Source organism: Microbacterium sp. P03, from assembly GCF_043556235.1.
Taxonomy (GTDB): domain Bacteria; phylum Actinomycetota; class Actinomycetes; order Actinomycetales; family Microbacteriaceae; genus Microbacterium.
Genome location: NZ_JBIGIM010000001.1, coordinates 386,179 through 412,015 on the forward strand (window position 1 = coordinate 386,179; position 25,837 = coordinate 412,015).

Below are 25,837 nucleotides of genomic sequence, written 5' to 3' on the forward strand. Positions count from 1 at the left end.
GGGGTGTCTGTTGCTGTGAACGCGTCCAGCCAGAATGGTTTCGTGATTCTTCAGTATCAGGCGGCAATCGTCGGTGGCGGTCCCGCGGGCCTGCAGGCGGCGCTCACCCTCGGTCGGATGCACGTCGAGACGCTCGTGTTCGACGATGTGCGCTACCGGAATGTGTCGTCGTCTCTGATGGGCAATGTGCTCGGGTGGGACGGGGCCGCACCGGCGGCTTTGAGGTCCGCTGCGCACACTGAACTCGCTGATTATCCGTGTGTGCGGATCGTCCAGCAGCGCGTGGACTCGGTTCGAGAGGAGGGGTCGGGGCTGGTGCTTGTCACGTCGGGTTCTGAGTGGAGCGTCGAACGCCTCCTCATCGCCAGCGGCGTAGAAGATGCCCTACTGCCCATTCCCGGGGTCCACGAACTCTGGGGTGATGTCGTCCTGCCGTGTCCGTATTGCCACGGTCACGAGTTCGCGTCCGGCCCCATCGCGGTGATCTCCGACGGGAGCCACGCCGAGCACGTGGGGGGCCTCTTGCGTGGGCTGTCCTCTACCGTTCCGGTCATAGCACCCGAGAACGTTGCGGCGGTGACCCGTTCAGTAGCGGGAGTGAGGATCATGCTGCACGATGGCGGGGTCACCGAGGCTGCATGCGTGTTCATCCCACCAAACCCGATTCCGCGATCCACGCTTGCAAACGATCTTGGTATCCGCTCCGGCCGGGACGGTATCGAGGTCGATGCCCTCGGGCGAACGAACCGAGTCGGCGTCTGGGCGGCCGGCGACGTGGCAAAGCGAGCCGATCCCAGGATTCCGGCCGCCATCATCACCGCCCTGGCCTCAGGGCTGGCCGCGGCCGCCGATATTGCCGCCTCCGTCGCCATCGCTCGTGATCTCCCAGGATCCTAGCGAGTGCTACTGAAGCTACTTTCGAGCCAGTGGGGTCTCGCGGCAAAGGCTAAGTGCGGCGTGGTAGTTGCGGGCGGTCTTGTCTGATCACATCGCGATGTCCCGCGACTGCTTGAGCTGCCCGAGGCAGCGCTCGACGACGTTGCGTCCGCGGCAACGGGTCTCTTGTTCGTCGCCGAAATAACGTAACTCGACTGCATCGTCGTCGTAACGCGCACGCCTGCGACGGCCGTGCTCCGCCATTCCCAGGATATGGCGCGGAGGGGGTCTTGCTGCAAGGGCCCAGTGTCGTGGCATGATCGCAGGCCCGAATGCGTCAACAGAAGGAGCTCAGGTGTCAGTAGCGAACGAGACGGGCCCGTTCTTCCACGGCACCGTGGCGGACTTGCAGGTGGGTGACATGCTCACAGCCGGTCACCGCTCGAACTACCGTCCAGAGATCGAGATGAACCACGTGTATTTCACCGCGGTCGCCGACGGCGCCGGCCTTGCCGCGGAGATCGCCTCCGAGCTCGGTGGTGGCGCTGCGGCTCCCCGGGTCTACGTGGTCGAGCCCACCGGAATGTTCGAGGACGACCCGAACGTGACCGACAAGAAGTTCCCCGGAAATCCCACCCGCTCGTACCGGAGCCTTCACCCACTGCGGATCGTGGGTGAAATCACCGAGTGGACCCGATTGTCGCCCGACCAGTTGCAGACGTGGCGGCGACGGCTATCGGTGCTCCTCTCAAGCGAGGGAGGGCACATCATCAACTAGCTCAGCCCCCAAGTCGATCCATGAATGGCACCCAACCGCGGTGGTAGTGGCGTGTCCCGAAGCGCCTTTGTGCTGTTTCCGTGTACTGTGTTGCGGACCTAGGGTGTCGGTGTGGGCATCGCTGTGGGCTTGAATCTTGACCCGGATCCCGATGTCGCGGAAGCGATTGTCGTATCCGTCCTGGTAGACGTTGACGGTGTTCATCAACGACTCATCGTTGATACCGGGGGAGCGCAGAGCGCTCTCGCGGCGGGCGAACTCAGCCGGAAGTTGCAGAGCGCCCCGGCCCGATCAGATGCGGGTCGGGGAGTCTTTGGAGGCAACCGTCGGCCCGACCGGGTGGTGGCGGAGATGATGGCGATCGGCGGTCTGCGGATCGCTCGACCACGTTTCGATGTCGAGGCTCTGCCCGGTGCGCCATCTCTTCTCGGGCTCGACGTCTTGGGCGAGCATCGACTCGACTTCCTCTTCTCCGCGGCGGTCCTCGAGTTCGATGGCGAAGGCGTTGTAGATCACCGTCGCGATCTGGTCCAGTCTTCGCGGCGGCACCCCTACGTGACGGCGAATTGGGGTGACATCGCGGCGAACGCCATCTGGGATTCCGGAGCAAGCATCAGCATCGTTGACCGTGCTTTCGCTCGACGGCACAGCGGACTCTTCCGCCCGGAGGGCAACTCGTCGGGAATCGACGCCAGCGGCGTCGAGTCGAACATCGAGATGGTTCGGATGGCCGGCCTGACAGTGGGCGGGCGGACCTTCACCCCCACGATTGCCGGTATCGCCGATATTGCCGGGATCGAACATGCCGGGGATCCGCCGTTTGACCTCATCCTCGGCATGCCGGTCCTCCGACAAGCGGACTGGGCGTTGGATCTCGCCGACGGCTGGTGGGGATACCGCGATCAGACCAGATGACCACGAGCACATCGGACCGGCAACGGTAGGTCCGCAGAACCTGGAGGCGTGCTTCTTGCCGATCCCGCCACCCACCGACTGGCTCAGAGCCGGCGAAACCCTTGCTGAGCAACTCCAGATTGAACTCTCTGGCATCGCGGAGGTTAGACCCGAGTTCCTGATCTGATCACACGCCTCGTCGCCGCGTCCGCACTTCGGCGTCGTCTGGCGGAGATTGAAACCGCCTGCGACTGGGTCCGTCTCGTGGCGTGAGGATAGAGACATGTCGAAACATCAGGACGGTAGACCTCGCTCGGTCTCGCCTCCGGCGAAGCAGCCCGCAGGCGGGGCCAGGAGCGGACGGGCAAGTTCGAAGCCCGAACGCATGTCGCTTGACGATCCACGGCGCAACATCCCGGCCGGCCTGAAAACCGACGAGTTCCTGTTGCGGCCGATCCTGGCTTCGGACGCAGCGCGTGATCACGAGGCGGTCATGGAAACACGCGTCAATCTGCGGGTGTGGGAGCAGTCGAGCTGGCCGGAGGACGACTTCACCGTCGAGGCTAATCGCGAAGACCTCGCCAATCTCGAGCAACGCCACCTGGAGCGGCGTGCGTTCACCTACACCGTGCTCGCCCCGGACGAGACCGACTGTCTCGGCTGCGTCTACGTCTTCCCCACCACCGCGACGTTCCTCGCAAAAGCCGCCGTGACCCCCGTCGCAGCAAATCCCGCGTGGACGGAGGTCGACGCCGTCATCTACTTCTGGGTCCGACAGTCGCGGATCGCTTCCGACATGGACACACGACTCCTCGCTGCGATGAGGACCTGGTTCGACGAGACATGGGAACTGACGCGGACGGTATTCGTCACCAACCAACAGTTCGAGCAACAGGTTCGCCTACTCGAGTCCGCCAGGTTGCATCTTCAGTTCGAGCTGCGCGAGCCCGGCAAGCCCGGGACCTACCTCGTCTACGGATGAACCCCATCTCACACACACGCGCGCGACGCGCGAAGGATTGCAATTGAGCGTCGGCCACCGCGACAGCGTTGTCCCGTAGGTGGATCAGCTACCGGGCGGCACCAGCTCTATGCAATGTCGTCGTTCCAAGTCGGCGAGACGGGTCGGTTGCGTTTCACTGCCGCTTGAGAGCGATGGGCGTCGAGGTTGCGTCTATGTGGGCGACCTTCTCAGTTGTGCGGACTGTCGTTTCTGCAGGGTCGTAATCGGGGTAGCCCGGGCCTCGACGGAAACCAGTGTCTTCGGGGCGGACCAGCTCGCCGCAATGCGAGCAGGCGATCGTCGCGTCGAAGTCATGACCGCATGTGGCGTGCTCGAAGATCAGTGGATCCTCGTCCGGGCCGAGAGTATGCGCGCGACCCCAGGTCGCCATGGCGAGCAAGACGGGGAACGCGTCTTGACCCTTCACTGTGAGGAGGTACTCGTACCGGGGTGGGTGCTGCTGGTACGGGGCCCGCTCGAGGAGACCTTCGTCGACGAGGGTGATCAGCCGATCCGTCAGGATGTTGCGGCCGATGCCCAGGGCCTCCTGTAGCTGGTCGAAACGACGGTTGCCGTAGAACGCCTCCCGCAGGATCAAGAGGTTCCAGGCGTCACCGAAGATGACGCTGGCGCGGGCGATGGTGCACGGCCAGGTCGACGTGTCGGTGCGCTTCATGACTTCTCCGACTTCTCTCGCCAGGCTCGCAAAGTGCCGGACGGGGTTGCGTTCCATTATGCAACTCGCTTACAGTTCGATCAAGTTGCTTGAAGCAACTCACTCGATGAAAGGAACCGCCATGTCCGTGCACCAGGTCGTTACCCCCGAGAGAATGATCGACGCCACCCAGGTCGCCAACCTCATCGTCAGCAGCCTCGCGTGAGCGGCCTGACGACTCGAGTCGCCGAGTGGGCGGCCACCGGCCGATGGGAGACCGTCAACGGGCACCGGATCTTCGTCCGCCGCACCGGCGGCGACGGACCTCTGGTCGTTCTCTTGCACGGCTACCCGTCCAGCAGCTACGACTGGCGGGGCATTCTCCCCGCCCTCGAGTCGACGGGAGCATCGGTCCTCGCGTTTGACTTCCTCGGCTTCGGACTCTCCGACAAGCCCACCGACGTCGTCTACTCGCTCAAAACGCAAGCCGACATCGTCGAAACACTCATCGCCGGCCAGCTGGCACTACTCATCGCCCACGACCTGGGCGACTCCGTCGCGACCGAGCTGATGGCCCGCGACATCGACCGAAGCCTCACCTTCATACTGAACGGGGTGATGATGACGAACAGCTCCGTCGTCATCGGAAAAGCGAACCTGACTGCCGCGCAGAAGCTTCTCCGCGGCCGATTGGGACCACTCCTCGCGCGACTGATATCACCGAAGGTCATCCGGAAGCAGCTCGCTGGGGTGTTCTCCGCCGAGCACCCGCTCACGAAAGACGAGGGCGACGACCAGTGGTCGTTACTCGCCTACAACGGCGGAGACAAAATCATCGACAAGCTCAGCTACTTCAACCGTGAACGCGTCGAGCTCGCAGATCGGTGGGAGGGCGCAATTCGCAATTGGCCGGGCCGCTTCAGCGTCGGCTGGGGAGGACAGGACCACATTTCTGGCGAACCCGTCCTGAACGCCATCATCAGCCTCAACCCACGGGCCGACGTGACCCGTTGGCCCGAACTCGGTCACTTCCCGCAGATCGAAGACCCGACGGCGGTAGGTCGTCTGGCCGTCACGTTCACGAAAACTAAACCGCCTGGCTCTTCTTCCGACTCCTGACGACGTCGATCGACCGCTCGGAAACGCGTCCGAACTTGGTGATTGTGCCTGCTGGCGAAAGGGCGATGGCGGAGCGGGAGCTGTGATGTCACCTGATGAGCACTCGATAGACAGTCGATCAGCTAAAGAGAGCATTCCCGGAAGCGGATCCCTCTGCGGGCTGTAGGGCCCGCCCACCGCGCCCGCCGCACGGGGTGGCCGGGTCATGGCTTGCTTGCGATGCCGTCCAGCCACAGCGTCTCGGACTCGTCGCGGTGGGTACCGGTCGTCCCGACGTGTTTGGTCGGAACGACCGGCCCGTTCTTGATGACTGACACGAGGGCCATCGCGTGGCCACGGCCCAATCCGTAGTCGTCGGCGAGCCACGCGATCACCTCCTGAGCCTTGACGGAGGGCCCGTCGAATCCGCGCTTCTTGGCGAGGTCCAGCAGCTGGCGAGGCGTGAGGCCGGTCTTTTTTTCGATGGCGTCGAGGTAGGCCTGGAATGACATGTCTTCCTTCTTCGGTTCGAGCTTAATTTGGTCCGGAACGGCACCCGAGGGCGAGTGATTCATAGGGTGCGGAAAGCGGGGAGCTAGGCGGGTCATTGTCCTACGACGCCCTTCGTGTTCAACGATTCGCACCTTCGGCGTCGTCGTGGTCCTCCTGCAGAATCACCGGGGAGTCGTGCATGCACACGATCCGCAGCACACTGTCGCCGGTATTGCGGAAGCCGTGCCAGACCTGTGCTTGTACGACCGCGGTGTCACCGGTGCGCGCGATGTATTGCTCAGCGCCGATCGCGATGGTCGCCTCTCCCTCGAGCACGGTCCACGTCTCGGTGTACGGATGCCGGTGCAACCCGGGCCCCATACCGGGATCGTTCGTGACGAGGAAGAACGAGACGCCCGAGCCGTAGGCGACACCTTCGAATTCGAGCGTGAGCGACCCGGGGATGCGGATTCGGTCTGCCGGCACAAGACCGCGATTGCCGAATTCGATCGGATGCTGATCCCTTGCGATGGTGTCCACAGAAGCGACTCTCGACCCGTCGGAAGGAGCGGGCTAGCCTTTCGATGTGAGTCGAAAGGTCGAAGCGCGACGAGAGCACCATGTCGACTTCCAGCTCGCGTTCGCCGACATCTCTGCGCTCCGCTTCGGTCTTTCTCCAGGCCACGAGTTGTGTTTCGCCGTGCGCTCGATGCTCGTGCCGCAAGCCCACCCACTGCAGTGGGGGTGGTTCCGAACCGTTCGCTCCGCAGCACCGACCGACGCCTTCCGACTCCTGTCCGATGTGATCGGCGTGGACTCGTACATGCCAGATTTCCTCAGCGCCACACCCTCCGGCGACATGACCGCGAGCGACGAGATCGAGCGACTCCTTGCCGTGCCGGACGAACGCATCGCCTACGACCTCGAAAAGGTCTTCTCCCGGTCACGAGAAGCGAGGCAAGCCCGCATTCGCCGGCTCATCGACGATCCAGCGAGCGCGCGTGGCGCGATCACCGACGCTTGGCGGACGGTCTGGGATGCTGTGCTCGCGCCACACTGGGAACAGCTCACCCGCGTGGCTCGGGCGGACATTGCCGTCCGGGCCCGGCAGGTCGCCGACCTCGGCCTCGGGGCCATGATCGCCGGCATCCACGAGACCATCACGTGGAACGACGGTGTCGTTCGTGTGCGCACCCGCTTTCACAGCGAGACGGTTGACTGCGCCGGCAACGGCCTCGTGCTCGTACCGTCGGTCATGATGGCGGGCCGTGGATGCGCCGTCATCACGGAGAAACCCGCTGTACCCGCACTCTTCTATCCTGCGCACGGCGTGACGACCGACTGGCACAACCGGGGTCAGAGCACGGCGACGGCCCTTGGAGCGCTGCTCGGCGAGGGGCGGGCACGCCTGCTGCTTCAACTCGACCATCCCTGCTCGACGACCCAAGCCGCCGCAGCTGCCGCGCTCTCCGTGTCAACCGCCTCCCATCATCTCGGCGTGCTGCGCGCCAACGGCCTTGTCGACAGCGCACGCGACGGGCCCCGGGTTCTCCATGTCCGCACGCCCCTCGGCGAAGCCCTCGTCGTGAACCGCTGACGCGCGGGTTCGGGCGAGCGCACGTCGAAGATCGATCTGCGCGCCGCTCGAAGCGAACGTTGATCGCGCATGTGCGCGATCGGACACTCCCACACTGGTCGAAGGCCGAAATGCTCGCGCGGGCGACTCCATGAGCGAGCCGCAGCAACAACGCCGAGAATTTCGCCGGCCGATGTAGAGATCGCCGGATCAGTTCCGTCTCCTATCTGAGGCGGCCAGAATGGGCTGCACCGAAAAGGAGCTGTCATGGCCAAGTATCTGATGCTGAAGCACTACCGGGGCGGACGTCCTGCGGTGAACGCGGTCCCGATGGATCAGCTCACGCCGGATGAGTGGGCCGCGCACGTGCAGTACATGCAGGACATGGAGGAGCGGCTGATCGCGTCGGGGGAAATGGTTTCCTCGGAGGGACTCTCGATGGGGGGCGCGTGGGTCCGTTTCGATGGCGAGGGGCGCCCGCCCGTCGTCGACGGTCCGTTCGCCGAGACGAAGGACCTCATCGCGGGTTGGATGCTCATCGAGGTCGACTCCTACCCTCGAGCGCTCGAGCTTGCGTCTGAGCTGTCTGCTGCTCCGTGGGCGGGCGGCAAGCCTCTCGGGGAGTGGCTGGAACTGCGTGAGGTGATGGGCGCGCCGCCGGCCGACATGGGATGACGCAGGTGGATGCAACGGCACTGCGCCGTGCGATTCCGGAGGTCGTCGGCATCCTCGTCCGGCGCGGCGCGGACTTCTCGTCGGCCGAGGATGCGGTGCAGACCGCCCTGGTGCGAGCGCTCGAGCGACCGGTCCTCGAGGGAGTGCGCGACATCCGTGCGTGGCTCGTCACCGTCGCGTGGCGTGCGTTCCTCGATCAAGTGCGCAGCGATGCGGCGCGCGCCGCCCGCCAGGAGCTGTTCGCGCAAGAGCCCGAACCCGGCGCCGTGCCGCAGCATGACGACACGCTCGGGCTCTACTTCCTGTGCTCGCATCCGGTCCTCACCTCGACGTCGGCGATCGCACTCACATTGCGTGCAGTCGCCGGCCTGACGACGAAGCAAATCGCCCATGCCTTCCTCGTACCCGAGGCGACGATGGCGCAACGCATCAGTCGCGCGAAGCAGCGGCTCGTCGGCATCCCGCTCGATGCGCCGGGCGATCTGTCCCGTGTGGTGCGCGTGCTCTACCTGCTGTTCAACGAGGGTTACTCAGGGGAGATCGACATCGCTGCCGAGGCGATCCGCGCGACGCGGCAGCTCGCCGCACTCACTGATGAGCCAGAGGTCGCCGGGCTCCTCGCGCTCATGCTGCTGCACCATGCGAGACAGCCGGCGCGTGTGGTAGGTGGACAGCTGGTGCCGCTCGCCGAGCAGGATCGCGCCCTATGGGACGTGGATGCGATCACCGAAGGAGTCGCCATCCTGCAGTCGGCGCTCACACAGGATCGGCTGGGGCAGTACCAGGCGCAGGCCGCGATCGCGGCGCTGCACGCGGATGCGCAGAGTGCTGCCGAGACCGACTGGGTGCAGATCGTGGAATGGTACGACGAGCTTCTCGTCTTCGGGGATTCGCCCGTCATCCGGCTTGGCCGAGCGGTCGCGATCGGTGAGGCTGACGGGCCGCACGCGGGCCTCGCCGCCCTCGACCCTGTCGGCGATGATGTCCCGCGGTACCACGCCGTGCTCGCGTACCTCCACGAACGGACCGGCGAAGTAGATGCGGCTGCCGCCGAGTACGCGGAGGCCGCATGGCGCGCGACCAGCACCCTCGAACAACAGCATCTTCTGCGCCAGGCGGAGCGCCTTCGTCTGGGCCAGGGCCTTAATTGAGGCCAGGCACTCTTTCGATCGCGCGCGGGATGGCGTGCGAGAAGGGGCGTCCTTGTTTCCCGGGCGACCATCCCTATATGGGCGCTGCATTCGCGAGCTTGGGCAGTGCCGTCAGCGCTCCTTGCGCCCCCAGCGAGCGGCTTCTGCGAACCAACCAAGCGTCGATACGGCTTCGACGTCCTCCGCCGTACGCACCTCGATCTGATGGGTGAATTTGTCCTCGCGATAGCGAATGACGTCCCGGATCATCGGATCCCGATGCTCGTCCCACATGTCAACCGTAAGAAGTGCTTTGCTCTTCGTGAGCGGACTGAGCCAGATGAACTTCCGAGCTGCTCCGTAGCTCACCTGGGTCTTCGCAACTCCTCGATGATGCCGCCGTCCACGGCAAGCACATGGGAGCGGAGCGTGTCGTATATCGCTCTCAGCGTCCCTGGAAACAGATGTTGCGCATCCACTCTCACTATCGTGACCCATAGACGCCCCGATCACTAGTCGTGACCAATGTGGAACGGCCGTCCGAGCGGGTAGTGTGACGCGGTTTGCAAAAGCGCTCACCCATGCAGCAGACAGTACGCCGGTCGCCTTCCTCGCGTCACGCCCGCAAGCCGGTCGTCCTGCGGACATGCTCTTCTGGTGGGTCGCTATCTTTGACGGGTGGAAGAGGACTGGATCGAACATCGACGTTCCGATGACGGGGAACGAGTCGGGTGGATGAAGCCCGTCGGCGAGGGATTCGTGGCAGTCGATCTGTTGGGGCGTCAGCGAACAGACGCCGTGGAATGGATGCTCGCAGAGGAGACGCTTGACGAGCTCGGCCTGGGGTATCTTGCCGACCCTTACGAGTTGCGGCTCGACGACGGCTCGTGGCTTCGTGTGCGGATCGCAGAGGTCTCGTCCGCGGCAGTACGGGTGAAGAAGGATGATTGGGGTGACATGACCGCAGACCAGATCTACTACTCAGTGTCGCTCCCCGTTACCGAGGATCTGCTTCGCCCACTGTCTCGCTGACCGGTCGGCAATGGCTCGGTTGCCCGGGACTCGGTTCACCCGGCGCCGCCGGGTGTCCGAGACCACCCCCATTTCCGGAAGATTCTGGGGGTTTCTTCGTTTCGGGGAGTCTGGGCGTCGAGAGCGAAGCGTTCTCGTGGTCGCATCTGCGGTGATCAGGTCAGGCGATGCAGATGACTCCGGTGTTCCCTTCCGGGTCGGCGATCGCTGTGAGCGACGGCGCACCGCTGTCATCGAGGATGGAGCCGCCGGCGGCGATCGCAGCAGCGATTCGTCGTTCGGCTGTCTCGGCTGGCACGTAGATTTCAACATGGAATCGCTGCGTGGATGTCGCCTCGACATCGGCGTCCCCAAACCACAGGTTGGGCACGCGCCCCGTCGCGTCCCTGATCTCGTCGCTCGGCGAACCGTGACCTTGTGCCTCGGCATTCCCCGTGAGCAGCACTGCCCACACCGGCGCCACGGCTGCAGAGTTCGTTGCATCGAGGCCGAGCTCGATCACGCTGACCGCGGCCGGGTCTGCGACCAAACCCTGGTCTGCGGCCTGGTACGAGATGGTCCGCGCGACGTCGACGTCCGCTTGAGTGACCCATTCGACGACATGCTCGATGCCGGCGTCATCCCTGTAGACGGCGTCGGGACTGACGAGCTTCAGGTCGACATACCCGGAGCCCATCGAGACACTCGGGTGGTGCCCGAAAGAGTCGCCGGCCGCGCCGACCGCGGTGATGAACCGCACCCCGGCGCCGAAGTCGTCGACAAGATAGCGGGCATGCAGACCCTGCGCCAGTTTGCGCCAGTCGCTCAGTCCCGCCTGCGCGATCTCCGCGCCCGTCAACATATCCATCGACTACATCCCATCTCTGATCGCGTCGTTCGTATCGATGCGCAGGGCCGAGCCTCGCCCGGAGAGAGGTAAGTATCTCCCGCGCCGCCTGTCAGCGCTAGACCCCTCAGGGGCCAGCGCGACGACCTCGCCTATACCGGCATCCGCAATGAAGACCGGTGGGCACAACACTTTCGTCGTAAACGAACAGGGGACGCACGTCTCCTGCAACGAGGCGTGGTGAACGAACCACCCGTCAGCCAGATCACTGGCGTCCAGGACCGTCTCGCTTCAAGGAAGGGTCGGTCAGCGTGACAGGCCCCGCCGCGCAAGGGATCGAGAGGGGGATGCAGCGGGCCGTGACCACAAAACCGGCCGCAGTCGAGAGAATGGAGCGTGATTGAGCGTCTGGCCCTTCCCACGTCCATCGAAGTCGGAGACGAACGCATGCTCGTCCGTCGTGCGACGCTCGATGACCTGGAAGCGATCATCCGGTTGCTATCCGACGACCCCGTCAGTGCCGGTCGCGGGGACGTTGCGAACGATGAAGGCGAACCCGCGTACGGGGCTGCCCTCGATCGCATCATCCACGATCCCGGCAACGAAGTCGTCGTGGCGGTGAACCGAGAGAAGAGCGTCGTCGGAACCCTGCAACTGACGGTCATTCCTGGGATGGCGCGTCAGGGGAGTACCAGGCTGCACGTGGAGGCCGTTCGTGTCGCGAGCACGAACCGTTCCTCCGGTATCGGGAGCGCGATGATGCGGTGGGTTGTGGAACGAGCGGCGATCGATCTGGAGACGCCGCTCGTGCAGCTCACCTCCGACGCCGCCCGCGACGAAGCCCACCGGTTCTACCGGAGGCTCGGGTTCGTCGACTCGCACGTGGGCTTCAAATTCGACGTGGCGCAGACGGCAGGAGTCGGCCCGTCGGGTGCCGCGTCCCGTCGCAGCCTCGGAGGGACACCGTGAAGCTGCTTCTCACGTCGGCAGGAGTGACCAATCCCTCCATCCGTGGGGCTTTGGAACGACTGCTCGGCAAACCGATAGCGACGTCGACGGCGTTGTGCATACCCACCGCCCAGTATGGGCACCCCTGGCTCGGCCCTGGGATCAAGGCGTGGGAGTTCATCAGCGGGCGATCGGAGAATCCGATGGTCGATCTCGGGTGGAAGTCCGTGGGCGTGCTGGAGTTGACCGCACTGCCGAGCATCGACGAGGAGCGGTGGAAGCCGCTCGTTGCCGAGGCCGACGTACTGCTCGCAGCCGGCGGCGATGCTCTCTACCTGAGTCACTGGATCGTCGAGTCGGGACTGGTGGACATGTTCCCGACACTGGCCGAGACAGTGTGGGTGGGGATGAGCGCGGGGAGCATGGTGATGACGCCGCAGATCGGTCGAGAGTTCGTCGGATGGAAACCGCCGCTCGGGGGCGACAGCGCGCTCGGGCTCGTCGATTTCTCGATCTGCCCGCACCTCGCGCTCGAGGGGGCACCGGGCAACTCGTTCGCTGCGGCCGAGAAGTGGGCGGCAGGCATTGACCACCGGTCGTACGCCATCGACGACCAGACGGCCATCAGCGTCACCGACGGCGTGGTCGACATCATCACAGAGGGCCGCTGGAAGCTCTTCCCGATCAGCGACCACGGAGCCGACTCCGCGTCATGAAGGGTCTGCTATCGAGACGCGTCAGCGGGCTCACGATGACCGCGGTCCTGGCCGACGTTGATAGGAAAATTCGACCATGACAGATTTGCTTGACGCTCAGCTCGACAGCATCTTCGCCGCACGTGACCGCGACAACATGGGTCCCACCATCGAGGCTCTCTTGCCCCTCCACCACGACCACCCTCGGCATCCGCGGGTGCTTTACGAACTCGGTGGCGCTTATGACACGGCAGGGGAAGAAGCGACTGCGCTGTACTTCTACGAACAGGCCATGGAAGAGGGCTTGTCAGGAGATGTTCGCCGCCGCTGTTTCCTGCAGCTCGGAAGCACGCTCCGCAACCTCGGCCGGATCGACGAGTCGAGGGCGGTCTTCTCCCGGGCGCGCGGTGAGTTCCCGGAGTCCGTAGCACTCGGAGTCTTCGAAGCCCTCGCGCTACACGCTTCTGGGCACGCAAACGCCGCGCTCGCAATCCTCCTCAACGTTCTCGCCGACCATGTCGACACGCCTGATCTGAACAGATACAAGCCGGCCATACGCGGTAACGCCGAGTACCTGGCTTCGCTGGACGCAGGGTCGCCAGGAATGTCCCGGTGAAAGATCGGCGTGCTGACTTTCGAGGCGGAACCAGGGACCTCCGCGTGCACGGAATGTGAGACGAGGTCAGTCCGGGGAGCGGAACGTCGTGCTTCCAAGCCACCGGCGCGCCAATTGGCGGTCGACGTCGGTGTGACCGTGACCGGTGTCGATGACGTGGTGTGTGACCATCGCGCCGAGCTGGCGAAGTTGATCTGCGGGGAGGACGCCGTCAGCTGGCGTTCTGCGATCGTCCGCTGCTCCGTCGACGATCATCACCGGACTGCCGGGGATGCGCACGTCCGGGATCGAAGCGAAGGGCGCCGTCGGTCGCAGCAGGATGGCGCCGGCGAGGAGAGTCGGGTGTGTCATCAACAGGGCTGCGGTCATGATCGCTCCGTTGGAGAAGCCCACTGCCAGCGGGGGACTCTGGAGATCGTGGCGAGCAAGGGAATCGGCTATGAGCGCAGCGAGCTCAGATGTCCGAAGGTGAAGATCCTCCTCGTCAATCCGACGGTCCGGGAACCGACGGACGAATGCGTATCCGCTTTCTGAGGCGACTGTTCCGCGGACGGCCAGAACGGGGGCCGCGGGAGCGATCGCCTCGGCAAGGGGCAGCAGGTCGCACGCGCTTCCATCCGAACCGTGTAAAACGATCAGAGGGGCGTGACCTCTGTCTGTACCGGCCCGAAAGATTGACTCTCTCACATCTTGATTCTCGGGCAATCGCCTCGATCAACCACCGTGATTTAGACCCGGGGGGCATGTCAACGGTCGGGCGCGGGCGTCTATTTACCGCGGTACTTTACGAGGAGGATGCCGTCATCCGTAGTCTCCGCACTCTCCAGTGCGAAGTGCCTGAGCGCATCGTCGAGGGGAAACAGCTTGCGCCCTCTTCCGAGTGTCACCGGATGGATCATCAAGAGCATCTCGTCGACCAAACCGTGTGGCAGGAGCGACTGGACGAGTTCGCCGCTTCCCATGATCACGACATTGCCGTCGACCTCCGCGCGAAGTGCGGTGACTGCCGCAGGGACGTCGCCGCTCACCACAGAGGAGTTCGGCCAGGGCAGTTCTGTCGTCGGGTCGGACGTGGCGACGTACTTCGGAACGTTATTGAGGCCATCCTTGAATGGACCTCCGACCTCGTTCCAATGGCCCAGCAGGTCGTTGTAGGTGCGATGTCCGAACAGCCACGCAAACTGACCCCCCATGGCGACACCCATGGCCTCGCCCATCTTCGGATCGTCGGCGGACGCCGCCCAGCCTCCGTGGGTGAACCCCCCGCGGGTGTCCTCATCCGCTCTCCCCGGGGCTTGCATAACGCCGTCGAGACTGACGTGGTTCACAACGATCACGGCCATTCGTGAATGTTAGAAGTGGATCAACCGTCCCTCAACCCGGGGAGGATGCTGCCCGCCGGCCGTTTTCACGCGGACGAGCTGCGAGGGTCGGGCCTGTGTGCGTAGATCACCCATGCGAAACCGTCGTGGACGTCGTCGAGGTCCGGACGCCGATGCAGGCCGAGCCGCTGCGCCACCCGCATCGACGCGACGTTCGCCGGAAGCATGCGGGCGACGATCAGGTCCGTCGTCTCCGCACTTGTCGCCAGTTGGAGGGCCCGCTGCGCCAGGGCGACGGACAATCCTGTCCCTTGAAACGAGGGGAGTAAGCGCCAATAGAGGTTCACGACGGGCATGCCGCGCCACACGTCTCGGCGTCCTCCCTCGATTCCGGCCAATTCGTCTCGCGCGAATGCGAGTTCGTAACCGTATCCGCGTCGACGCCAGTGCTCCACCCAATCCGCAAGTGTCGCCGCACTCGCTGCCTCGTCCGGTGACGCCCCATAGGGGTTGTGGACATTCGTCGCGGGGTCGCCGTGCAGCCGGTGCACCGCGTCCAGGTCGTCGTCACTGAGTCGTTGAAAGCTCAGCACCGTCTCATCAGGTGAATGCGGCCCCGAGATCATCTGCCATGTCTACCGCATCGATCTTCTCGCGCACTCCGCCGTGAGGACCGCAGCCACATCGCGCAGCGGGATCGTTCGCCGCGACAACTGGTGGGCCCACGGGAGCATGGTAGATCGTCTGAGCCGGGTCTCCGAGGCACGTCGCAGATCTCTCGCGGCGTGCGGAGGCGGTGTGAATAGAATCTGCGGGTGGGCAGCATCCTGCTAGTGCGTCATGGTGAAGCGTCGGGAGATGACAGCGCCGATCCGGGACTGTCGAGCACAGGTCGCCTACAAGCGCTCGCCCTCGCTGGTCGACTCGCCGACCAAGAAATCGGTGCTGTTTGGCACGGGCCGAAACGTCGTGCACAAGAGACCGCCGGCCTCCCTGCATCCCACCTGAGAATCGACACCTGGTCCACCGACCTTCTCGATGATCGAACCCCCGTCCCCTCTGCCCGATTCCGCAACGAATACACGCGGCGCCGACTCGACTGGTTCGATGCCGTACCGGAAGACGAGCGCGATGAGGACGGACTCGCTCTGGCAGCCGCGTGGTCGCAACTGCGCTCGCGAGATCGACCTTGCCGCGTCGTGATGGTGACCCACAGCTTCGTCATCTCGCAATTCGTGGCGCTCGCCGTCGAAGCACGTCCTTCGAGCTGGCTACGGCTCACGGTGTCCAACGCCGGATTGACCATCCTCCACGAGGACGCGGCAGGTGACCTGATGCTGCGCCTCTTCAACGACACAACCCACATCCCGCTCCCATCCCACGGGCAGGTCGGCTAGGGCACATCGCCCGCTGAACGATCACTCAGCAGGAGAGTTCGAGCTCGCGTAACGGGTCACCCGTGTCCACGAAGAGTCGTCCAGAAGGTGTGAGGGCTTTAGTGATGCTGGCGACGGCGGGCTGGTAGAGGTGCGGGTGACGGCCGTCGAGCGCCCCCACTCGGCAAGCGAACGCCAGATCGAACAATCCGGTACCTGGCGGCAGGACGAAATCCTCCACCCGCGCCTGCAGGACCGACAACACATCGACGGCGATCTCGCTGACGCAAGCCGCGCTCGTCAGGGCTATACCTCGAGGCGATCGATCGATGACCATGATGTGACCTCGCGGCCCGATGATGTCGGCCACGGCGCGCGCAGCCGCGCCTGGCGCCCCACCGATCTCCAGCACTCGCATGCCAGGTTCGAGTGGCAGCGCATCCACGACCTGACGCAATCGAGGAGACAGTTTGTCAGTCATCGCTCCCTCGCCGCCGGCGCACACTTCGCGCCCACGCCATCGAGTCTGGTCCTGCCGAGGCGTGAATGCCACCCGCATGACGCATGCGCCGTCAGTCCCGCGGAGGACACCCCCCGATGAACCTCCCGTGCGCGCGACGCGATTGGATACGCGCGCGACGCGATTGGATACGATCGGCCCATGGTGCACGCCGTAGTGATGACTGATGCCGTCGGCCGGGTTGTGTATTGGGATAGCGGGGCGGAATTGCTTTTCGGTCACCGTGCGGACGAGGTGTCCGGCGTCGCGGTAGGAGCGATCGCCATTTACACGGATGAGGGCTCGACAGGAATGCGCCCCTTCAGCGACGAGGCCTCGTCGGCTCATCACTCAGCGCCGCGCCGTTGACCCTCCGCACTGCGGGGCAGCGGATTGCCGTTCACGGACGGGCCGCCGAGAGGAGTCACACGCCGGCAGCCATCGCTGTCGCTCTCGAAATCGCGAGGTAGGCATCGCGAGGAGGGTGTTGATCGGACGGGTCGAAGGCACGATGCTGAGCGGGGCTCGACAGGCTCGGCACGCTATGCATGAGGAGGAACCGATGGGAAAAATCGTCGCAGGAGACGCCCGCGCCTACACCGGGCTTCCGCAGATCAATCTCAGGCTCCTCGGAGTGCGCACATGGAAAGACTCCAGCACGGTCGCTCTGTCGTACCGTCCAGAGAATGCACCCGCAGGGGTCGCCCGTGGTGTGGACGTAGCGCGGCGGTGACTGGACCTCTCGCCGCTTCGCAGGGACCTAGCCAAGAGCCTCACCTGGTGCAACTCTTGATTCGTGACTGACTACACGCTAGGACACGAACTTCGGACCTTGATCGGCGAGCGAGTGGAAGCGATCGCGGCTCGCGACGCTCAGTACCTTGCGGACGCGCAGGCCGCCGACGTCCTTGCGTACAACGTTCTGCCACCACTGCGGCTTCGCGGCTCCGAGCAGGTGGCGGAGCAGACACGCGCGTGGTTCGACGGATACGCGAGCGGTCCTGACTACGAGGTGCGCGACCTGCAGATCTATGTCGACGGCAACGTCGGCTCGACAGCGTTTCTCTACCACGTGACCGGCGTCCTCCACTCGGGAGACGAGGTGTCCATGTGGGTCCGCGCCACGCTCGTCTGGAAGCGGGCCGACGGCCGATGGAAGATCGTTCACGATCATGAATCGGTCCCCTGGGACCCCACCACCGGCCAGGGACTCACGACCCTCGAACCCTAGACCGCGCCGCGGGCCTCCGTTCGCCGCCCGCGCAGCGTGACCGCGGCCAGGGCCACGAACATCACCACCGTCCCTGCCACCAGCAGGTCAGGCAACGGGGCTCGGGTGAGAACCGTCGTGAAGTCGGCTGCGGCGTGAATCAGGATCAGCGGCAGCACCCAGCGGAATCGGTATTGGAACGCAGCAAGCGCCGCCCCGTACCCGGCCGAGACGACAACGTTCAGCATCACGTCCTCGACGCTCCGGCTGGTCGTGACGAGCGCCGACAGGTGCTGCAGCCCGAAAAGCGCCGCGGTCACGGTCACGGCCGCGGGGGCGGTGAAGGAGGAGCGCATCCGCTCGAGCACGACGACGCGGCTGATCAACTCCTCGTTGATTCCCACAAGAAGCAATGTCAGTCCCCACAGCCCGAACCCGGGCGGGCGGTCTTCCAACCCGTATGGCACGACCCACAGCAATACCTCGGCCACAAGCGGCAGAAGCAGAAGCGCCGCCACTCGACCCCGCCAAACGACGAACAGGCCACTTGTGCGCCAGAGTCCCCGCATCGAGACGAGGACAATCGCGAATACGACGCATGCGGCATTGGCCGCGAGCCCCAAGTACCAGCCGGAGACGCCGAAAACGGCTGCGGTGGAGAGCGCCGCCATGATCACGCCGAAGCGCGCCGCGTGTACAGTGACGCCGAACGCGATCGCTCGCCACTGATCCCCTTTCAGCATCCTCTCGCTCTCCTCGATTCTGCTGCGAGCGGGGTTCGCCGCGTGGGCTGCCGGTCCGGCAGGTTGGCGCTCGCCGGAGCGTGCCAGCCCGTTGGCGATCCCGCCGCTGTGTGTGCGACGACGATGCTACGCATCTGCCAGTACGAGTTCCGGATGTCCGAAAAGGCCTGGCATCCCGCCGGTGTGCCAGAAGACGACGGGCGCGTCACCCATCTCGCCGCGACCCGCGGCCCTGACGAGCGCGGCCATCGCACGTGCTGTGTAAATCGGATCGAGGATGACGCCCTCGGAACGCGCGGTGAGGAGGAGGGCGTCGCGCACCTCTGGTCCGGGCGTCTCGTAATGGGCACCCACGTGGTCGACGGCGATGCGCAGCCGGTCGCCGCCCGCCGCTCCCATGTCGGCAAGGAGACCAGCGATGATCCCGAACGGATCCTCGACGGCACCCGTATGAGCGCCGATCACGCGTTCTGGGCCCAACGCGGCGACCAGGCCTGCCATCGTGCCGCCCGACCCGACGGCGACGACCACCATTCCGAGATCCGGAACCTGCTCGAGCAGCTCCAGTCCGGCCGCTCGATAGGCTTGCGCGCTCTTCGGCGACGTGCCGCCGAACGGGATCCGGTGCACCGCTCCCCGTCGCATGACCTGAGCGACGGCCCCATCGATGTCGCCTGATCCTGCAAAGACGAGTTCGGCGCCCATCACCTCTTCGAGCAGAAGGTTACCTGTCGGCCTTCCGGGCCGCTCGCCCTCGAGTACGAGGACTGCGCGCAACCCCACCCGAGCGGCCGCGGCGGCGGTCAGCCGCGCGTGGTTGCTCTGCAGTGCGCCCGTCGTGACGACGGTGGTCGCGCCCGCGTCGAGGGCTTCCTCGATAGTGACCTGGAGCTTCCGCGCTTTGTTGCCGCCGCCGCCCAGACCGATGAGGTCGTCGCGTTTGATCAGCAGCTGGTCTGCGCGAAGCCCGATCTCGACGCTCAGACGCGGGGCGCGTTCGACCGGGGTGGGCCCGCTGAGGAAAGACAACATCCCCCGAGTATGTCGACCCGCCCCGCTTGAGGCGCAGTTTGTGCTCCGCGGGTTCGAGCGGGTCGGCTCGAAGCATTGGCGCAGTGCGTGGTCGATGTACGCGAATACCCCGAGAGGGCGGTCGAGCCCGTCGAAGTTCGCAGGCTCATCATGCGCCATGCAGAGAGAGGGAGAACCGTGTCAGAGGGGGCGCTCATGCCGGATGCGCAGGTCACGCGTGAGGTCGACTTCAGACGGCACGGGGGATGCCTCGGCCTCCGCATCGCTCGATCTCCAGGCGCTTCCCCAGGCGCCGTACGCCATCAGGATCGGGACGGTGCGGATACCCGCCTCCGTGAGGCTGTAACGGGCCCGCTGCCCTCGTCCGGCTGCGCCGCGCACCAGGATGCCGGCCTCCAGAAGGCGCGCGAGCCGGTCCGAGAGGATGTTCGTCGCGATGCCCTCGGGCGAGCCGTTCAGAAGCGCGCGAAAATAGCGCCGATCTTCGAACACGATGTCGCGCAGGATGAGCAGTGTCCAGCGGTCGCCGAGTACGTCGACCGCCGCTCCGATGGGATCCATACCGCCTCCTTGACAGTTGCGTGCACAGCCGAGCATAGTGGTTGCAAATCGCAATCACTATGAGGAGCTCCGCATGGGTCGTTTCGTGTACTCGATGAACGTGTCGATCGATCTGCGGATCGAGCAGGTGCCGGGGGACAACGGAGCGGGCGAGTGGCTCCGCATAGATGAGGAGTACCACCGCGCCGCCAACGAGCAGGCGCGCGGGGTGTCGGCGATCGTGCATGGCCGTGTGTTCTATGAGGCGATGGAGGAGTTCTGGCCGCGGGCGGCCGACGACGACTCGCTACCCGACTTCCTGCAGGATTACGGTCGAATCTGGACGGCGAAGCCGAAGGTGCTGGTCTCCCGCACCCGTACGACGGCGTTGCACAACACGACGATCATGGCCCGCGGTGCTCTGGGGCAGCTCGCCGAGTTGCGCGCGGTGACGCAGGGCCGGATCGGCGTCGGCGGTGCGAACATCGCGACCCAGCTGCTGCGTCACGGGCTTCTGGACGAGCTGCTTCTCTGGACACACCCGGCGTACCTCGGCTTCGGGCGCACCTTGTTCGACGATTACGACCGACCGCTCGACCTCGAACTGCTGGGAGACGCCAGGTTCGACTCGGGCGTGACCATGCGGCACTACGCGATCCTGCGGAACGGGGATGCCCGCTGATGCTCACCCGGATCGCGGCGGGCGTGCGGGTGCACACCAGCGAGTGCATCGAGACGAACTCGACCGTCGTCGACGACGGCTCGCGGGCCCTCATCATCGACCCGGGTCTGACCACCTCCGAACTGATCGACCTCGCCTCGGGGGTCAGCGCCCTCGGCCTCGAGGTCGTGGCGGGTTTTTCGACGCACCCGGACTGGGACCACGCACTCTGGCACCCGCTCCTCGGCGACGTGCCCCGCTACGGCACAGCGCGCGCCTACGACGTGCTCGAGCATCTGCGGGCACAACCCGACTGGCGGTCGCAGATAGCCGCAGGTCTTCCACCCGAGATCGCGGACGACGTCCCGCTGCACCTGTTCGGTCTGCTCACACCTCTGTCGGAGGGCACGGTCGAGCTTCCCTGGGATGGCCCCTCCGTCAGGATTCTCGAGCACAGCGGCCACGCGCCGGGGCATGCCGCGCTGCTCATCGAGGAGTGCCGAGTGATCGTCGCGGGCGACATGCTCTCCGATGTGCTCGTGCCGATGCCTGACCTGTACGGCGACGGCCTCGACCCGCTGGGCGACTACCTCGTCGGTCTGGAACTGCTCGAACAGGCCGCGTCAGGGGCCGACCTCTTCGTGCCCGGGCACGGCTCCGTAGGCGATGTCGACGAGCTCCACGCCCGGATCGCCGCGGATCGGGCGTACATACACGACCTCCGTGATGCGCGGACGACCGCCGACGCCCGTGTCACCGCTCCTCGCCCCGGATGGGAGTGGGTGCGGGACATCCACGAGGGAAACGTCGAACGAGCCGCCCTGCTGCGCGAACGAAACGTCGCGTCGGATCAGTCCCGGGGTCGCGATCGATGAACCCTCCATGCGTCGAGCATCTCGACGTGACCGCCTCCGGGATGGTCGTGGTGCCATGAGCGCGAGAAGCGGTTGAGCTCGAACTGTTCCGCCGGTTCGGATGGCGCGGGGCGCGGCTGCCGCCACAGCACCTCGAGCTCGCCCAGCGATATCCCGCCCGCGGCGACCGCCGCGCGGGTCGCCGCGTCGAAGGTGAAGGACTGCCCGATCCGGCCGCGCAACCATTCCCGCAGCGCTTGCGTGCAGCGTTGACCCGGTTCGATCATGGTGTCTGCGCCGAGAACGGCGGGGAGGACGTCTCTGCGCTCCACCCTCTTCACCGGCGTCAGCTGGCGGCCGGAAAGATGGGCGGCGATCCGCTCCGTCACCTCGACCTTCCCTCCGACAGCGGGGATGCCCCTGGCGCGCACGATCTCGACGAGCTCGGACTTCAGCCAATACCACCGGCGCAGCATCCGCTCGTCGACGACGTCACCGATCGGGGGCCGCTCATCGTGATCCGTCATGCCGACACCATGCCACGACCGTCCGACACCCCTGGGGGGCTAGCGGGCCGGCCCACCGCTCCCGCGTCGGTCGGCGGAAGTCATCCTCGCAACCATTCTGCGATCAGATACCGACGGACCGCAGAATCGGCAGTCAGTCCGATGGCGCGCTCCGCCGCCTCACGTGCCGCGCCGTCGTCGCCGCGGCGCCTGTCGATCTGCGCGCGACAGACCCAGTACGGCTGATGCGTCGCGACCTGATCGGACGGGATGCTCCCGAGCGTCCGGACGGCACCGTCCACATCGTCTGCGGCGAGGAAGGCCGCGGCCGCTCCGATCGTCGCACCGGTCGAGGGCGCGACGCGGAGGAGGCCGCGGTACAGGGTGACCAGGGCGCCGTGGTCGGTCGTCCCCCGATCTGCCCGCGCGGAGTGCACGGCGCTGATGGCAGCCTCGATCTGGAATCTGCCCACGCCGCCGAGTCCTGCCGCGCGACGAAGCGCGTCGTCTGCCGATACGCGGAGGGCGGGCGACCACAGCCGCGTGTCCTGCGCGGGCAGGGGCACGAACTCGCCATCGACGAAGCGGCCTGGCCGGCGGCTCTCGGTGTGCCGCAGAAGCGCCAGCAGTCCCCAGGGCTCGGGCTCGTCAGGGAGAACATCGGTGATGACCTCGACGAGCCGGATGGCCTCGGCGCGCAGTGCGACATCTCGATCCTCTTCCGCGTCTGCGATCGGGTCGGCGAGTCCGTACGCGCCGTACACGGCCTGAAGCACCGCCTGGAGTCGTCCGTGAAGCTCCTCCCGATCGGGAACCCGGTAGCGCAGACCGGCGTCACGGATCTTCGCCTTGCTCCGGCTCAGCCGCTGACCCATCGTGGACGCGGGCACCAGGTAGACCGAGGCGATGCGCGCCGCGTCCACCCCCAGCACCGCCTGCAGCATCAGCGGGGCATGCATGCGCGGATCGATCGCCGGGTGAGCGCACACCATCAGAAGAGCGAGCCGCTCGTCGACATCCGACCCGTCGTCCGTCTCCGCTTCCGCGGGCAGACCATCCATCACCTCCGGCGCCACGGTGTTCGTCCGGGACCGCTTCCGAAGGGCGGTGAGCGCGTGATTACGGGCGACCACCCGAAGCCACGCTTCGGGCGCCTCGGGAATGCCACCGGCGCGCCACGCCGAGACCGCCGAGGTGAACGCGCTCGCCACCGCGTCTTCGGAGAGCTGGAGGTCGCCGTTGCTGCGGAACAGCGATCCGACGAGGCGCCCGAACGAGCTGCGGTAGGCCCGTTCGAGCGCTTCGTCGGTGGGGGAGGCCACCCGCATCACTGCATCGGCGGGAGGACCGGCCGCACTTCGACACTGCCCCGCACTGCTGCGGGACACCGCGCGGCCCACTGCATCGCCTCATCCAGGTCGGGTACGTCGACCAGGAAGACGCCGCCGAGGTGTTCCTTCACGTCGGCGAACGGACCGTCCTGCACGTCCGTCGACCCGCCGCGGGTCCGGAGAGTCGTCGCCAGGTTCGGCGGCTGGAGGCCCGCCGCCGCCGTCATGACCCCGCTGGCGTTCAACGCGGCCACGTACGCCGCCCAGGACGCCCAGTATTCGTCGGCCTCGGTGGGATCGGTGCGTGCGGCGTAGTCGGCTTCTGCCTCCATGGCCAAGATCGCGTACTGCATGCTGGTCCTCCTGTTCAGGCCGCGGGAGCGGGAACGAGGGGGTGCCCGGTCTCGAGAAGCGTTTTCAAGCCGGACAGTATCAGGACCCACCCCTTCTCCACATCGCGTGCCGTCTCGGTGTCGGGCAGTCCCTCGTGCGTGAGGGTGAGGGCCGTGAGACCGGGAACGGCCATCGCCGTCTCCCCGAGCTCATAGGTCACCGTGCTGACGGGAAGGCGGGCGACATCGGGTGTCCATCGACCGACGAACGTCATGCGGAGCTTCCTGTTCTCGATGATCTCGTCCACGCGCCCCTCGATGACGGGCTGTCCTTCCACGACGTAGGAGTAGGCCGCGCCCTCGGTGAGGTCGTAGTGGGCCTCGAAGCCGTAGTAATAGGCCGGGCTGACCTCGGCGCTGGTCAGGGCCCGCCAGACCTCCTCGGGTGCGGCCTTGATGGCGAGCTGGATCTTCTGCGTGGTCATGATGTCCTCTCTGTGCGCCACGGTGACGCACCAGGAAGACGTCTGAGCACCACGCATTTCGACATTCCCGAGGAAATTCCTCCCGAACAGTGCGGTACGCGCATGGGTACGGTGGCTTGATGGCCCAGGCGGAAAGCGGATACGGGTCCGACGACGAGCTCGCCGGTCTCGCGGCATGCATCACCAGAGTCAGGAGGGCGCCGTGAGCGCGGTCTTCGTCACCGGCGCGACCGGCACCGTCGGATCAGCCGTCGTCGCGGACCTTCTCGCTCGCGGGCAGGACGTCATCGCCGGCGTGCGGGCGACGCGGGACGAGAGGATCCCGGATGCCGCTGTACAGAGGGAGTTCTCATACGTGGCCGGCGCCGGCGAGATCCACGATGTCCTCGACGGGGTGGATCGGCTCTTCCTCCTGCGGCCGCCCGCGATCGCGGATGTGCAGGCGACGCTCTTCCCGGTGATCGACGCGGCCCTTCGGCGAGGCATCCGCCAGATCGTCTTCCTGAGCCTGCAGGGGGTGCAGGCCAATCGCCGGACGCCGCACCACGCGGTCGAGCAGTACCTCCGTGAGACCCGCAGCCCCTTCACCTTCCTGCGGCCGAACTTCTTCATGCAGAACCTCTCCACCACGTACGCCGAGGCCATTCGCCGGGACGGGGAGATCTTCGTCCCGGCCGGCAGGTCGCGCACCGCCTTCATCGATGCCAGAGACGTCGGGCGGTCGGCGGCGGCGACACTGACGCAGCCCGGGCATATCGGCAAGGCGTACACACTCTCCGGTGAGCAGAGCCTCGGCTACCGGCAGGTCGCCGAGATCATGAGTGCGGTGCTCGACCGCCCGATCCGCTACGCACGGCCACGCGAAGACGCGTATCTGGCCCGGCTCGCATCCGCCGGCGCGCCGCAGGACTACCTCGAGGTGCAGAAGATGATCCACCGGGTCGTGCGGCTCAACATCTCGGCGTTCCCGAACCGTGCGGTGCGGCGGCTCACCGGCCAGCCCGCCACGTCGCTCGAGCAGTTCGTGGACGATTACCGGACGGCATGGATCACCTGACGGGTGAGGTTTCGCGGGCTACGGAGACGGATGCGGGGAACCGCCGAGCTCTTCGGCGCGCGTCTCCAGGCGTTTCGCCGCGAGCCGGAGATATCGCTCGATCGCTGCACGCTCGTCTCGGGTGAAGCCCGCGGCCACATCGTCGAGGGCCTCGAACAGGGGACCGAGCTCGTCGAGGATCCGTCCCACCGCGCTCTGCTGCGGCACGAGCGCCACGCGGCGGCGATCGGCCTCATCGCGTGCGCGCAGGATGTGGCCCGCACGCTCGAGCCGGTCGGCGAGCTCCGTGGCCGATCCGGTGCTGATGCCGAGCCTCTGACCCAGCTCGGCGGGCCCGAGCATCGCTCCTTCGCGATCCATGATGTGACCCATCGCTTCGTAGTCGAGCGCGCGCAGTCCCATCTTCGCGGCGAGAGCGTGGTCGAGCTGGGTCGCGGCACGGTTGACCGACCGGAGCGCCCAGGACAGCTCGTCCGCCGACATCCGGCCACGTTCGATGTCTTCAGCCGACCACGGCGCGGTCCGGCGGGGCTCGCTCGTCGCATCCATGCCGACATCCTACTTGACATTTAGTTCCGTTACCGAGACACTCGGT

Annotated in this window: 35 protein-coding genes; 17 read left to right on the plus strand and 18 right to left on the minus strand. The window is 65.8% G+C overall.

What is annotated here, in order from left to right; genetic code table 11:
- Positions 1-42: 42 nt before the first annotated feature.
- A complete protein-coding gene (locus ACFXOO_RS01785; protein ID WP_394562623.1) occupies positions 43-897 on the plus strand; it encodes an NAD(P)/FAD-dependent oxidoreductase in 855 nt (284 codons plus the stop codon).
- A gap of 87 nt (positions 898-984) precedes the next feature.
- On the opposite strand, the gene ACFXOO_RS01790 is transcribed toward ACFXOO_RS01785, so the two are convergent.
- Complete coding sequence (locus ACFXOO_RS01790; protein WP_394562624.1) at positions 985-1,140, minus strand: hypothetical protein; 156 nt, start codon at positions 1,138-1,140, stop codon at positions 985-987.
- Between the two features lie 52 nt (positions 1,141-1,192).
- Here ACFXOO_RS01790 and arr point away from each other — a divergent pair, with 52 nt between their 5' ends.
- From arr to ACFXOO_RS01805, 3 genes are all read left to right on the plus strand, one after another.
- Positions 1,193-1,654 (plus strand): NAD(+)--rifampin ADP-ribosyltransferase, encoded by a 462-nt coding sequence (gene arr / locus ACFXOO_RS01795; protein WP_394562625.1) that lies wholly within the window; start codon positions 1,193-1,195, stop codon positions 1,652-1,654.
- Between the two features lie 111 nt (positions 1,655-1,765).
- On the plus strand, positions 1,766-2,569 hold the full coding sequence (locus ACFXOO_RS01800) for an aspartyl protease family protein (RefSeq protein ID WP_378837237.1): 804 nt from the start codon (positions 1,766-1,768) through the stop codon (positions 2,567-2,569).
- Positions 2,570-2,933: 364 nt separating this feature from the next.
- Positions 2,934-3,530, plus strand: a complete 597-nt coding sequence (locus tag ACFXOO_RS01805; protein WP_394562626.1) for an N-acetyltransferase — start codon at positions 2,934-2,936, stop codon at positions 3,528-3,530.
- A 154-nt stretch (positions 3,531-3,684) separates the two neighbouring features.
- Here the strand turns inward: ACFXOO_RS01805 and ACFXOO_RS01810 are convergent, their stop codons facing one another.
- The gene (locus tag ACFXOO_RS01810; RefSeq protein ID WP_394562627.1) at positions 3,685-4,227 is read right to left on the minus strand and encodes a winged helix-turn-helix transcriptional regulator; all 543 of its coding nucleotides are present in this window, start codon (positions 4,225-4,227) and stop codon (positions 3,685-3,687) included.
- A gap of 201 nt (positions 4,228-4,428) precedes the next feature.
- On the opposite strand from ACFXOO_RS01810, the gene ACFXOO_RS01815 reads away from it, so the two are divergent.
- Positions 4,429-5,325, plus strand: coding sequence for an alpha/beta fold hydrolase (locus ACFXOO_RS01815; protein ID WP_394562628.1), 897 nt, complete (start codon positions 4,429-4,431; stop codon positions 5,323-5,325).
- Between the two features lie 203 nt (positions 5,326-5,528).
- On the opposite strand, the gene ACFXOO_RS01820 is transcribed toward ACFXOO_RS01815, so the two are convergent.
- Together ACFXOO_RS01820 and ACFXOO_RS01825 are read right to left on the minus strand one after the other, a co-directional pair.
- On the minus strand, positions 5,529-5,816 hold the full coding sequence (locus ACFXOO_RS01820; RefSeq protein ID WP_394562629.1) for a DUF4287 domain-containing protein: 288 nt from the start codon (positions 5,814-5,816) through the stop codon (positions 5,529-5,531).
- Positions 5,817-5,934: 118 nt separating this feature from the next.
- Entirely contained in the window at positions 5,935-6,336 is a 402-nt protein-coding gene (locus tag ACFXOO_RS01825) for a cupin domain-containing protein (RefSeq protein ID WP_394562630.1), read from the minus strand.
- Positions 6,337-6,382: 46 nt separating this feature from the next.
- Here ACFXOO_RS01825 and ACFXOO_RS01830 point away from each other — a divergent pair, with 46 nt between their 5' ends.
- The 3 genes from ACFXOO_RS01830 (at position 6,383) to ACFXOO_RS01840 (ending at position 9,198) form a co-directional block, all read left to right on the plus strand.
- Positions 6,383-7,393, plus strand: coding sequence for a DUF5937 family protein (locus tag ACFXOO_RS01830; protein WP_394562631.1), 1,011 nt, complete (start codon positions 6,383-6,385; stop codon positions 7,391-7,393).
- Positions 7,394-7,639: 246 nt separating this feature from the next.
- Positions 7,640-8,047, plus strand: a complete 408-nt coding sequence (locus ACFXOO_RS01835) for a YciI family protein (RefSeq protein WP_394562632.1) — start codon at positions 7,640-7,642, stop codon at positions 8,045-8,047.
- Between the two features lie 5 nt (positions 8,048-8,052).
- Positions 8,053-9,198 (plus strand): RNA polymerase sigma factor, encoded by a 1,146-nt coding sequence (locus tag ACFXOO_RS01840; RefSeq protein ID WP_394562633.1) that lies wholly within the window; start codon positions 8,053-8,055, stop codon positions 9,196-9,198.
- 111 nt (positions 9,199-9,309) lie between these two features.
- Here the strand turns inward: ACFXOO_RS01840 and ACFXOO_RS01845 are convergent, their stop codons facing one another.
- Positions 9,310-9,546, minus strand: coding sequence for a hypothetical protein (locus tag ACFXOO_RS01845; protein ID WP_394562634.1), 237 nt, complete (start codon positions 9,544-9,546; stop codon positions 9,310-9,312).
- A gap of 366 nt (positions 9,547-9,912) precedes the next feature.
- Between ACFXOO_RS01845 and ACFXOO_RS01850 the strand changes: the two genes are divergently transcribed.
- Positions 9,913-10,209 carry a hypothetical protein gene (locus ACFXOO_RS01850; RefSeq protein WP_378837264.1) on the plus strand — a complete coding sequence of 99 codons (297 nt, stop codon included), beginning with the start codon at positions 9,913-9,915 and terminating at the stop codon, positions 10,207-10,209.
- A 160-nt stretch (positions 10,210-10,369) separates the two neighbouring features.
- On the opposite strand, the gene ACFXOO_RS01855 is transcribed toward ACFXOO_RS01850, so the two are convergent.
- Positions 10,370-11,056, minus strand: a complete 687-nt coding sequence (locus ACFXOO_RS01855; RefSeq protein WP_394562635.1) for a 4a-hydroxytetrahydrobiopterin dehydratase — start codon at positions 11,054-11,056, stop codon at positions 10,370-10,372.
- Positions 11,057-11,431: 375 nt separating this feature from the next.
- Between ACFXOO_RS01855 and ACFXOO_RS01860 the strand changes: the two genes are divergently transcribed.
- From ACFXOO_RS01860 to ACFXOO_RS01870, 3 genes are all read left to right on the plus strand, one after another.
- Positions 11,432-12,004, plus strand: coding sequence for a GNAT family N-acetyltransferase (locus tag ACFXOO_RS01860; protein ID WP_378837268.1), 573 nt, complete (start codon positions 11,432-11,434; stop codon positions 12,002-12,004).
- Positions 12,001-12,699, plus strand: coding sequence for a Type 1 glutamine amidotransferase-like domain-containing protein (locus ACFXOO_RS01865; protein ID WP_378851974.1), 699 nt, complete (start codon positions 12,001-12,003; stop codon positions 12,697-12,699). The genes ACFXOO_RS01860 and ACFXOO_RS01865 overlap by 4 nt, the downstream gene beginning before the upstream one ends.
- A gap of 76 nt (positions 12,700-12,775) precedes the next feature.
- A complete protein-coding gene (locus tag ACFXOO_RS01870) occupies positions 12,776-13,294 on the plus strand; it encodes a tetratricopeptide repeat protein (RefSeq protein ID WP_394562636.1) in 519 nt (172 codons plus the stop codon).
- Between the two features lie 66 nt (positions 13,295-13,360).
- On the opposite strand, the gene ACFXOO_RS01875 is transcribed toward ACFXOO_RS01870, so the two are convergent.
- The 3 genes from ACFXOO_RS01875 to ACFXOO_RS01885 form a co-directional block, all read right to left on the minus strand.
- Positions 13,361-13,663 carry a hypothetical protein gene (locus ACFXOO_RS01875; RefSeq protein ID WP_394562637.1) on the minus strand — a complete coding sequence of 101 codons (303 nt, stop codon included), beginning with the start codon at positions 13,661-13,663 and terminating at the stop codon, positions 13,361-13,363.
- A gap of 398 nt (positions 13,664-14,061) precedes the next feature.
- On the minus strand, positions 14,062-14,637 hold the full coding sequence (locus ACFXOO_RS01880) for a dihydrofolate reductase family protein (RefSeq protein ID WP_394562638.1): 576 nt from the start codon (positions 14,635-14,637) through the stop codon (positions 14,062-14,064).
- 65 nt (positions 14,638-14,702) lie between these two features.
- Entirely contained in the window at positions 14,703-15,242 is a 540-nt protein-coding gene (locus tag ACFXOO_RS01885; protein ID WP_394562639.1) for a GNAT family N-acetyltransferase, read from the minus strand.
- A gap of 189 nt (positions 15,243-15,431) precedes the next feature.
- On the opposite strand from ACFXOO_RS01885, the gene ACFXOO_RS01890 reads away from it, so the two are divergent.
- Positions 15,432-16,013: a histidine phosphatase family protein gene (locus ACFXOO_RS01890; RefSeq protein ID WP_394562640.1), complete on the plus strand. Its 582-nt coding sequence runs from the start codon at positions 15,432-15,434 to the stop codon at positions 16,011-16,013.
- 25 nt (positions 16,014-16,038) lie between these two features.
- Here the strand turns inward: ACFXOO_RS01890 and ACFXOO_RS01895 are convergent, their stop codons facing one another.
- Positions 16,039-16,839 (minus strand): hypothetical protein, encoded by an 801-nt coding sequence (locus ACFXOO_RS01895; protein ID WP_394562641.1) that lies wholly within the window; start codon positions 16,837-16,839, stop codon positions 16,039-16,041.
- A gap of 448 nt (positions 16,840-17,287) precedes the next feature.
- Between ACFXOO_RS01895 and ACFXOO_RS01900 the strand changes: the two genes are divergently transcribed.
- On the plus strand, positions 17,288-17,722 hold the full coding sequence (locus ACFXOO_RS01900) for a YybH family protein (protein WP_378837286.1): 435 nt from the start codon (positions 17,288-17,290) through the stop codon (positions 17,720-17,722).
- On the opposite strand, the gene ACFXOO_RS01905 is transcribed toward ACFXOO_RS01900, so the two are convergent.
- The 3 genes from ACFXOO_RS01905 to ACFXOO_RS01915 all read right to left on the minus strand — a co-directional run bounded on the left by ACFXOO_RS01905 (position 17,719) and on the right by ACFXOO_RS01915 (position 20,037).
- On the minus strand, positions 17,719-18,444 hold the full coding sequence (locus ACFXOO_RS01905) for a CPBP family intramembrane glutamic endopeptidase (protein WP_378837288.1): 726 nt from the start codon (positions 18,442-18,444) through the stop codon (positions 17,719-17,721). The genes ACFXOO_RS01900 and ACFXOO_RS01905 overlap by 4 nt on opposite strands.
- A 126-nt stretch (positions 18,445-18,570) precedes the next feature.
- Positions 18,571-19,476 (minus strand): pyridoxal-phosphate dependent enzyme, encoded by a 906-nt coding sequence (locus tag ACFXOO_RS01910; RefSeq protein ID WP_378837291.1) that lies wholly within the window; start codon positions 19,474-19,476, stop codon positions 18,571-18,573.
- A 180-nt stretch (positions 19,477-19,656) separates the two neighbouring features.
- Positions 19,657-20,037, minus strand: a complete 381-nt coding sequence (locus ACFXOO_RS01915) for a winged helix-turn-helix transcriptional regulator (protein ID WP_378837294.1) — start codon at positions 20,035-20,037, stop codon at positions 19,657-19,659.
- 73 nt (positions 20,038-20,110) lie between these two features.
- Here ACFXOO_RS01915 and ACFXOO_RS01920 point away from each other — a divergent pair, with 73 nt between their 5' ends.
- Together ACFXOO_RS01920 and ACFXOO_RS01925 are read left to right on the plus strand one after the other, a co-directional pair.
- Positions 20,111-20,698 carry a dihydrofolate reductase family protein gene (locus ACFXOO_RS01920; protein ID WP_394562642.1) on the plus strand — a complete coding sequence of 196 codons (588 nt, stop codon included), beginning with the start codon at positions 20,111-20,113 and terminating at the stop codon, positions 20,696-20,698.
- Entirely contained in the window at positions 20,698-21,552 is an 855-nt protein-coding gene (locus tag ACFXOO_RS01925; RefSeq protein WP_394562643.1) for an MBL fold metallo-hydrolase, read from the plus strand. Before ACFXOO_RS01920 ends, ACFXOO_RS01925 begins: the two co-directional genes overlap by 1 nt.
- On the opposite strand, the gene ACFXOO_RS01930 is transcribed toward ACFXOO_RS01925, so the two are convergent.
- From ACFXOO_RS01930 to ACFXOO_RS01945, 4 genes are all read right to left on the minus strand, one after another.
- On the minus strand, positions 21,528-22,058 hold the full coding sequence (locus tag ACFXOO_RS01930) for a hypothetical protein (protein ID WP_394562644.1): 531 nt from the start codon (positions 22,056-22,058) through the stop codon (positions 21,528-21,530). The genes ACFXOO_RS01925 and ACFXOO_RS01930 overlap by 25 nt on opposite strands.
- Positions 22,059-22,138: 80 nt before the next feature.
- Entirely contained in the window at positions 22,139-23,359 is a 1,221-nt protein-coding gene (locus ACFXOO_RS01935) for an RNA polymerase sigma factor (protein WP_394562645.1), read from the minus strand.
- A gap of 5 nt (positions 23,360-23,364) precedes the next feature.
- Positions 23,365-23,721, minus strand: coding sequence for a YciI family protein (locus tag ACFXOO_RS01940; protein ID WP_378837305.1), 357 nt, complete (start codon positions 23,719-23,721; stop codon positions 23,365-23,367).
- A 14-nt stretch (positions 23,722-23,735) separates the two neighbouring features.
- Positions 23,736-24,185 (minus strand): SRPBCC domain-containing protein, encoded by a 450-nt coding sequence (locus tag ACFXOO_RS01945; protein ID WP_378837307.1) that lies wholly within the window; start codon positions 24,183-24,185, stop codon positions 23,736-23,738.
- A 202-nt stretch (positions 24,186-24,387) separates the two neighbouring features.
- Here ACFXOO_RS01945 and ACFXOO_RS01950 point away from each other — a divergent pair, with 202 nt between their 5' ends.
- Positions 24,388-25,242, plus strand: coding sequence for an NmrA family NAD(P)-binding protein (locus tag ACFXOO_RS01950; RefSeq protein ID WP_394562646.1), 855 nt, complete (start codon positions 24,388-24,390; stop codon positions 25,240-25,242).
- An 18-nt stretch (positions 25,243-25,260) separates the two neighbouring features.
- Here ACFXOO_RS01950 and ACFXOO_RS01955 read toward each other — a convergent pair whose 3' ends face one another.
- A complete protein-coding gene (locus tag ACFXOO_RS01955) occupies positions 25,261-25,791 on the minus strand; it encodes a MarR family transcriptional regulator (RefSeq protein ID WP_378851953.1) in 531 nt (176 codons plus the stop codon).
- Positions 25,792-25,837: the final 46 nt, after the last annotated feature.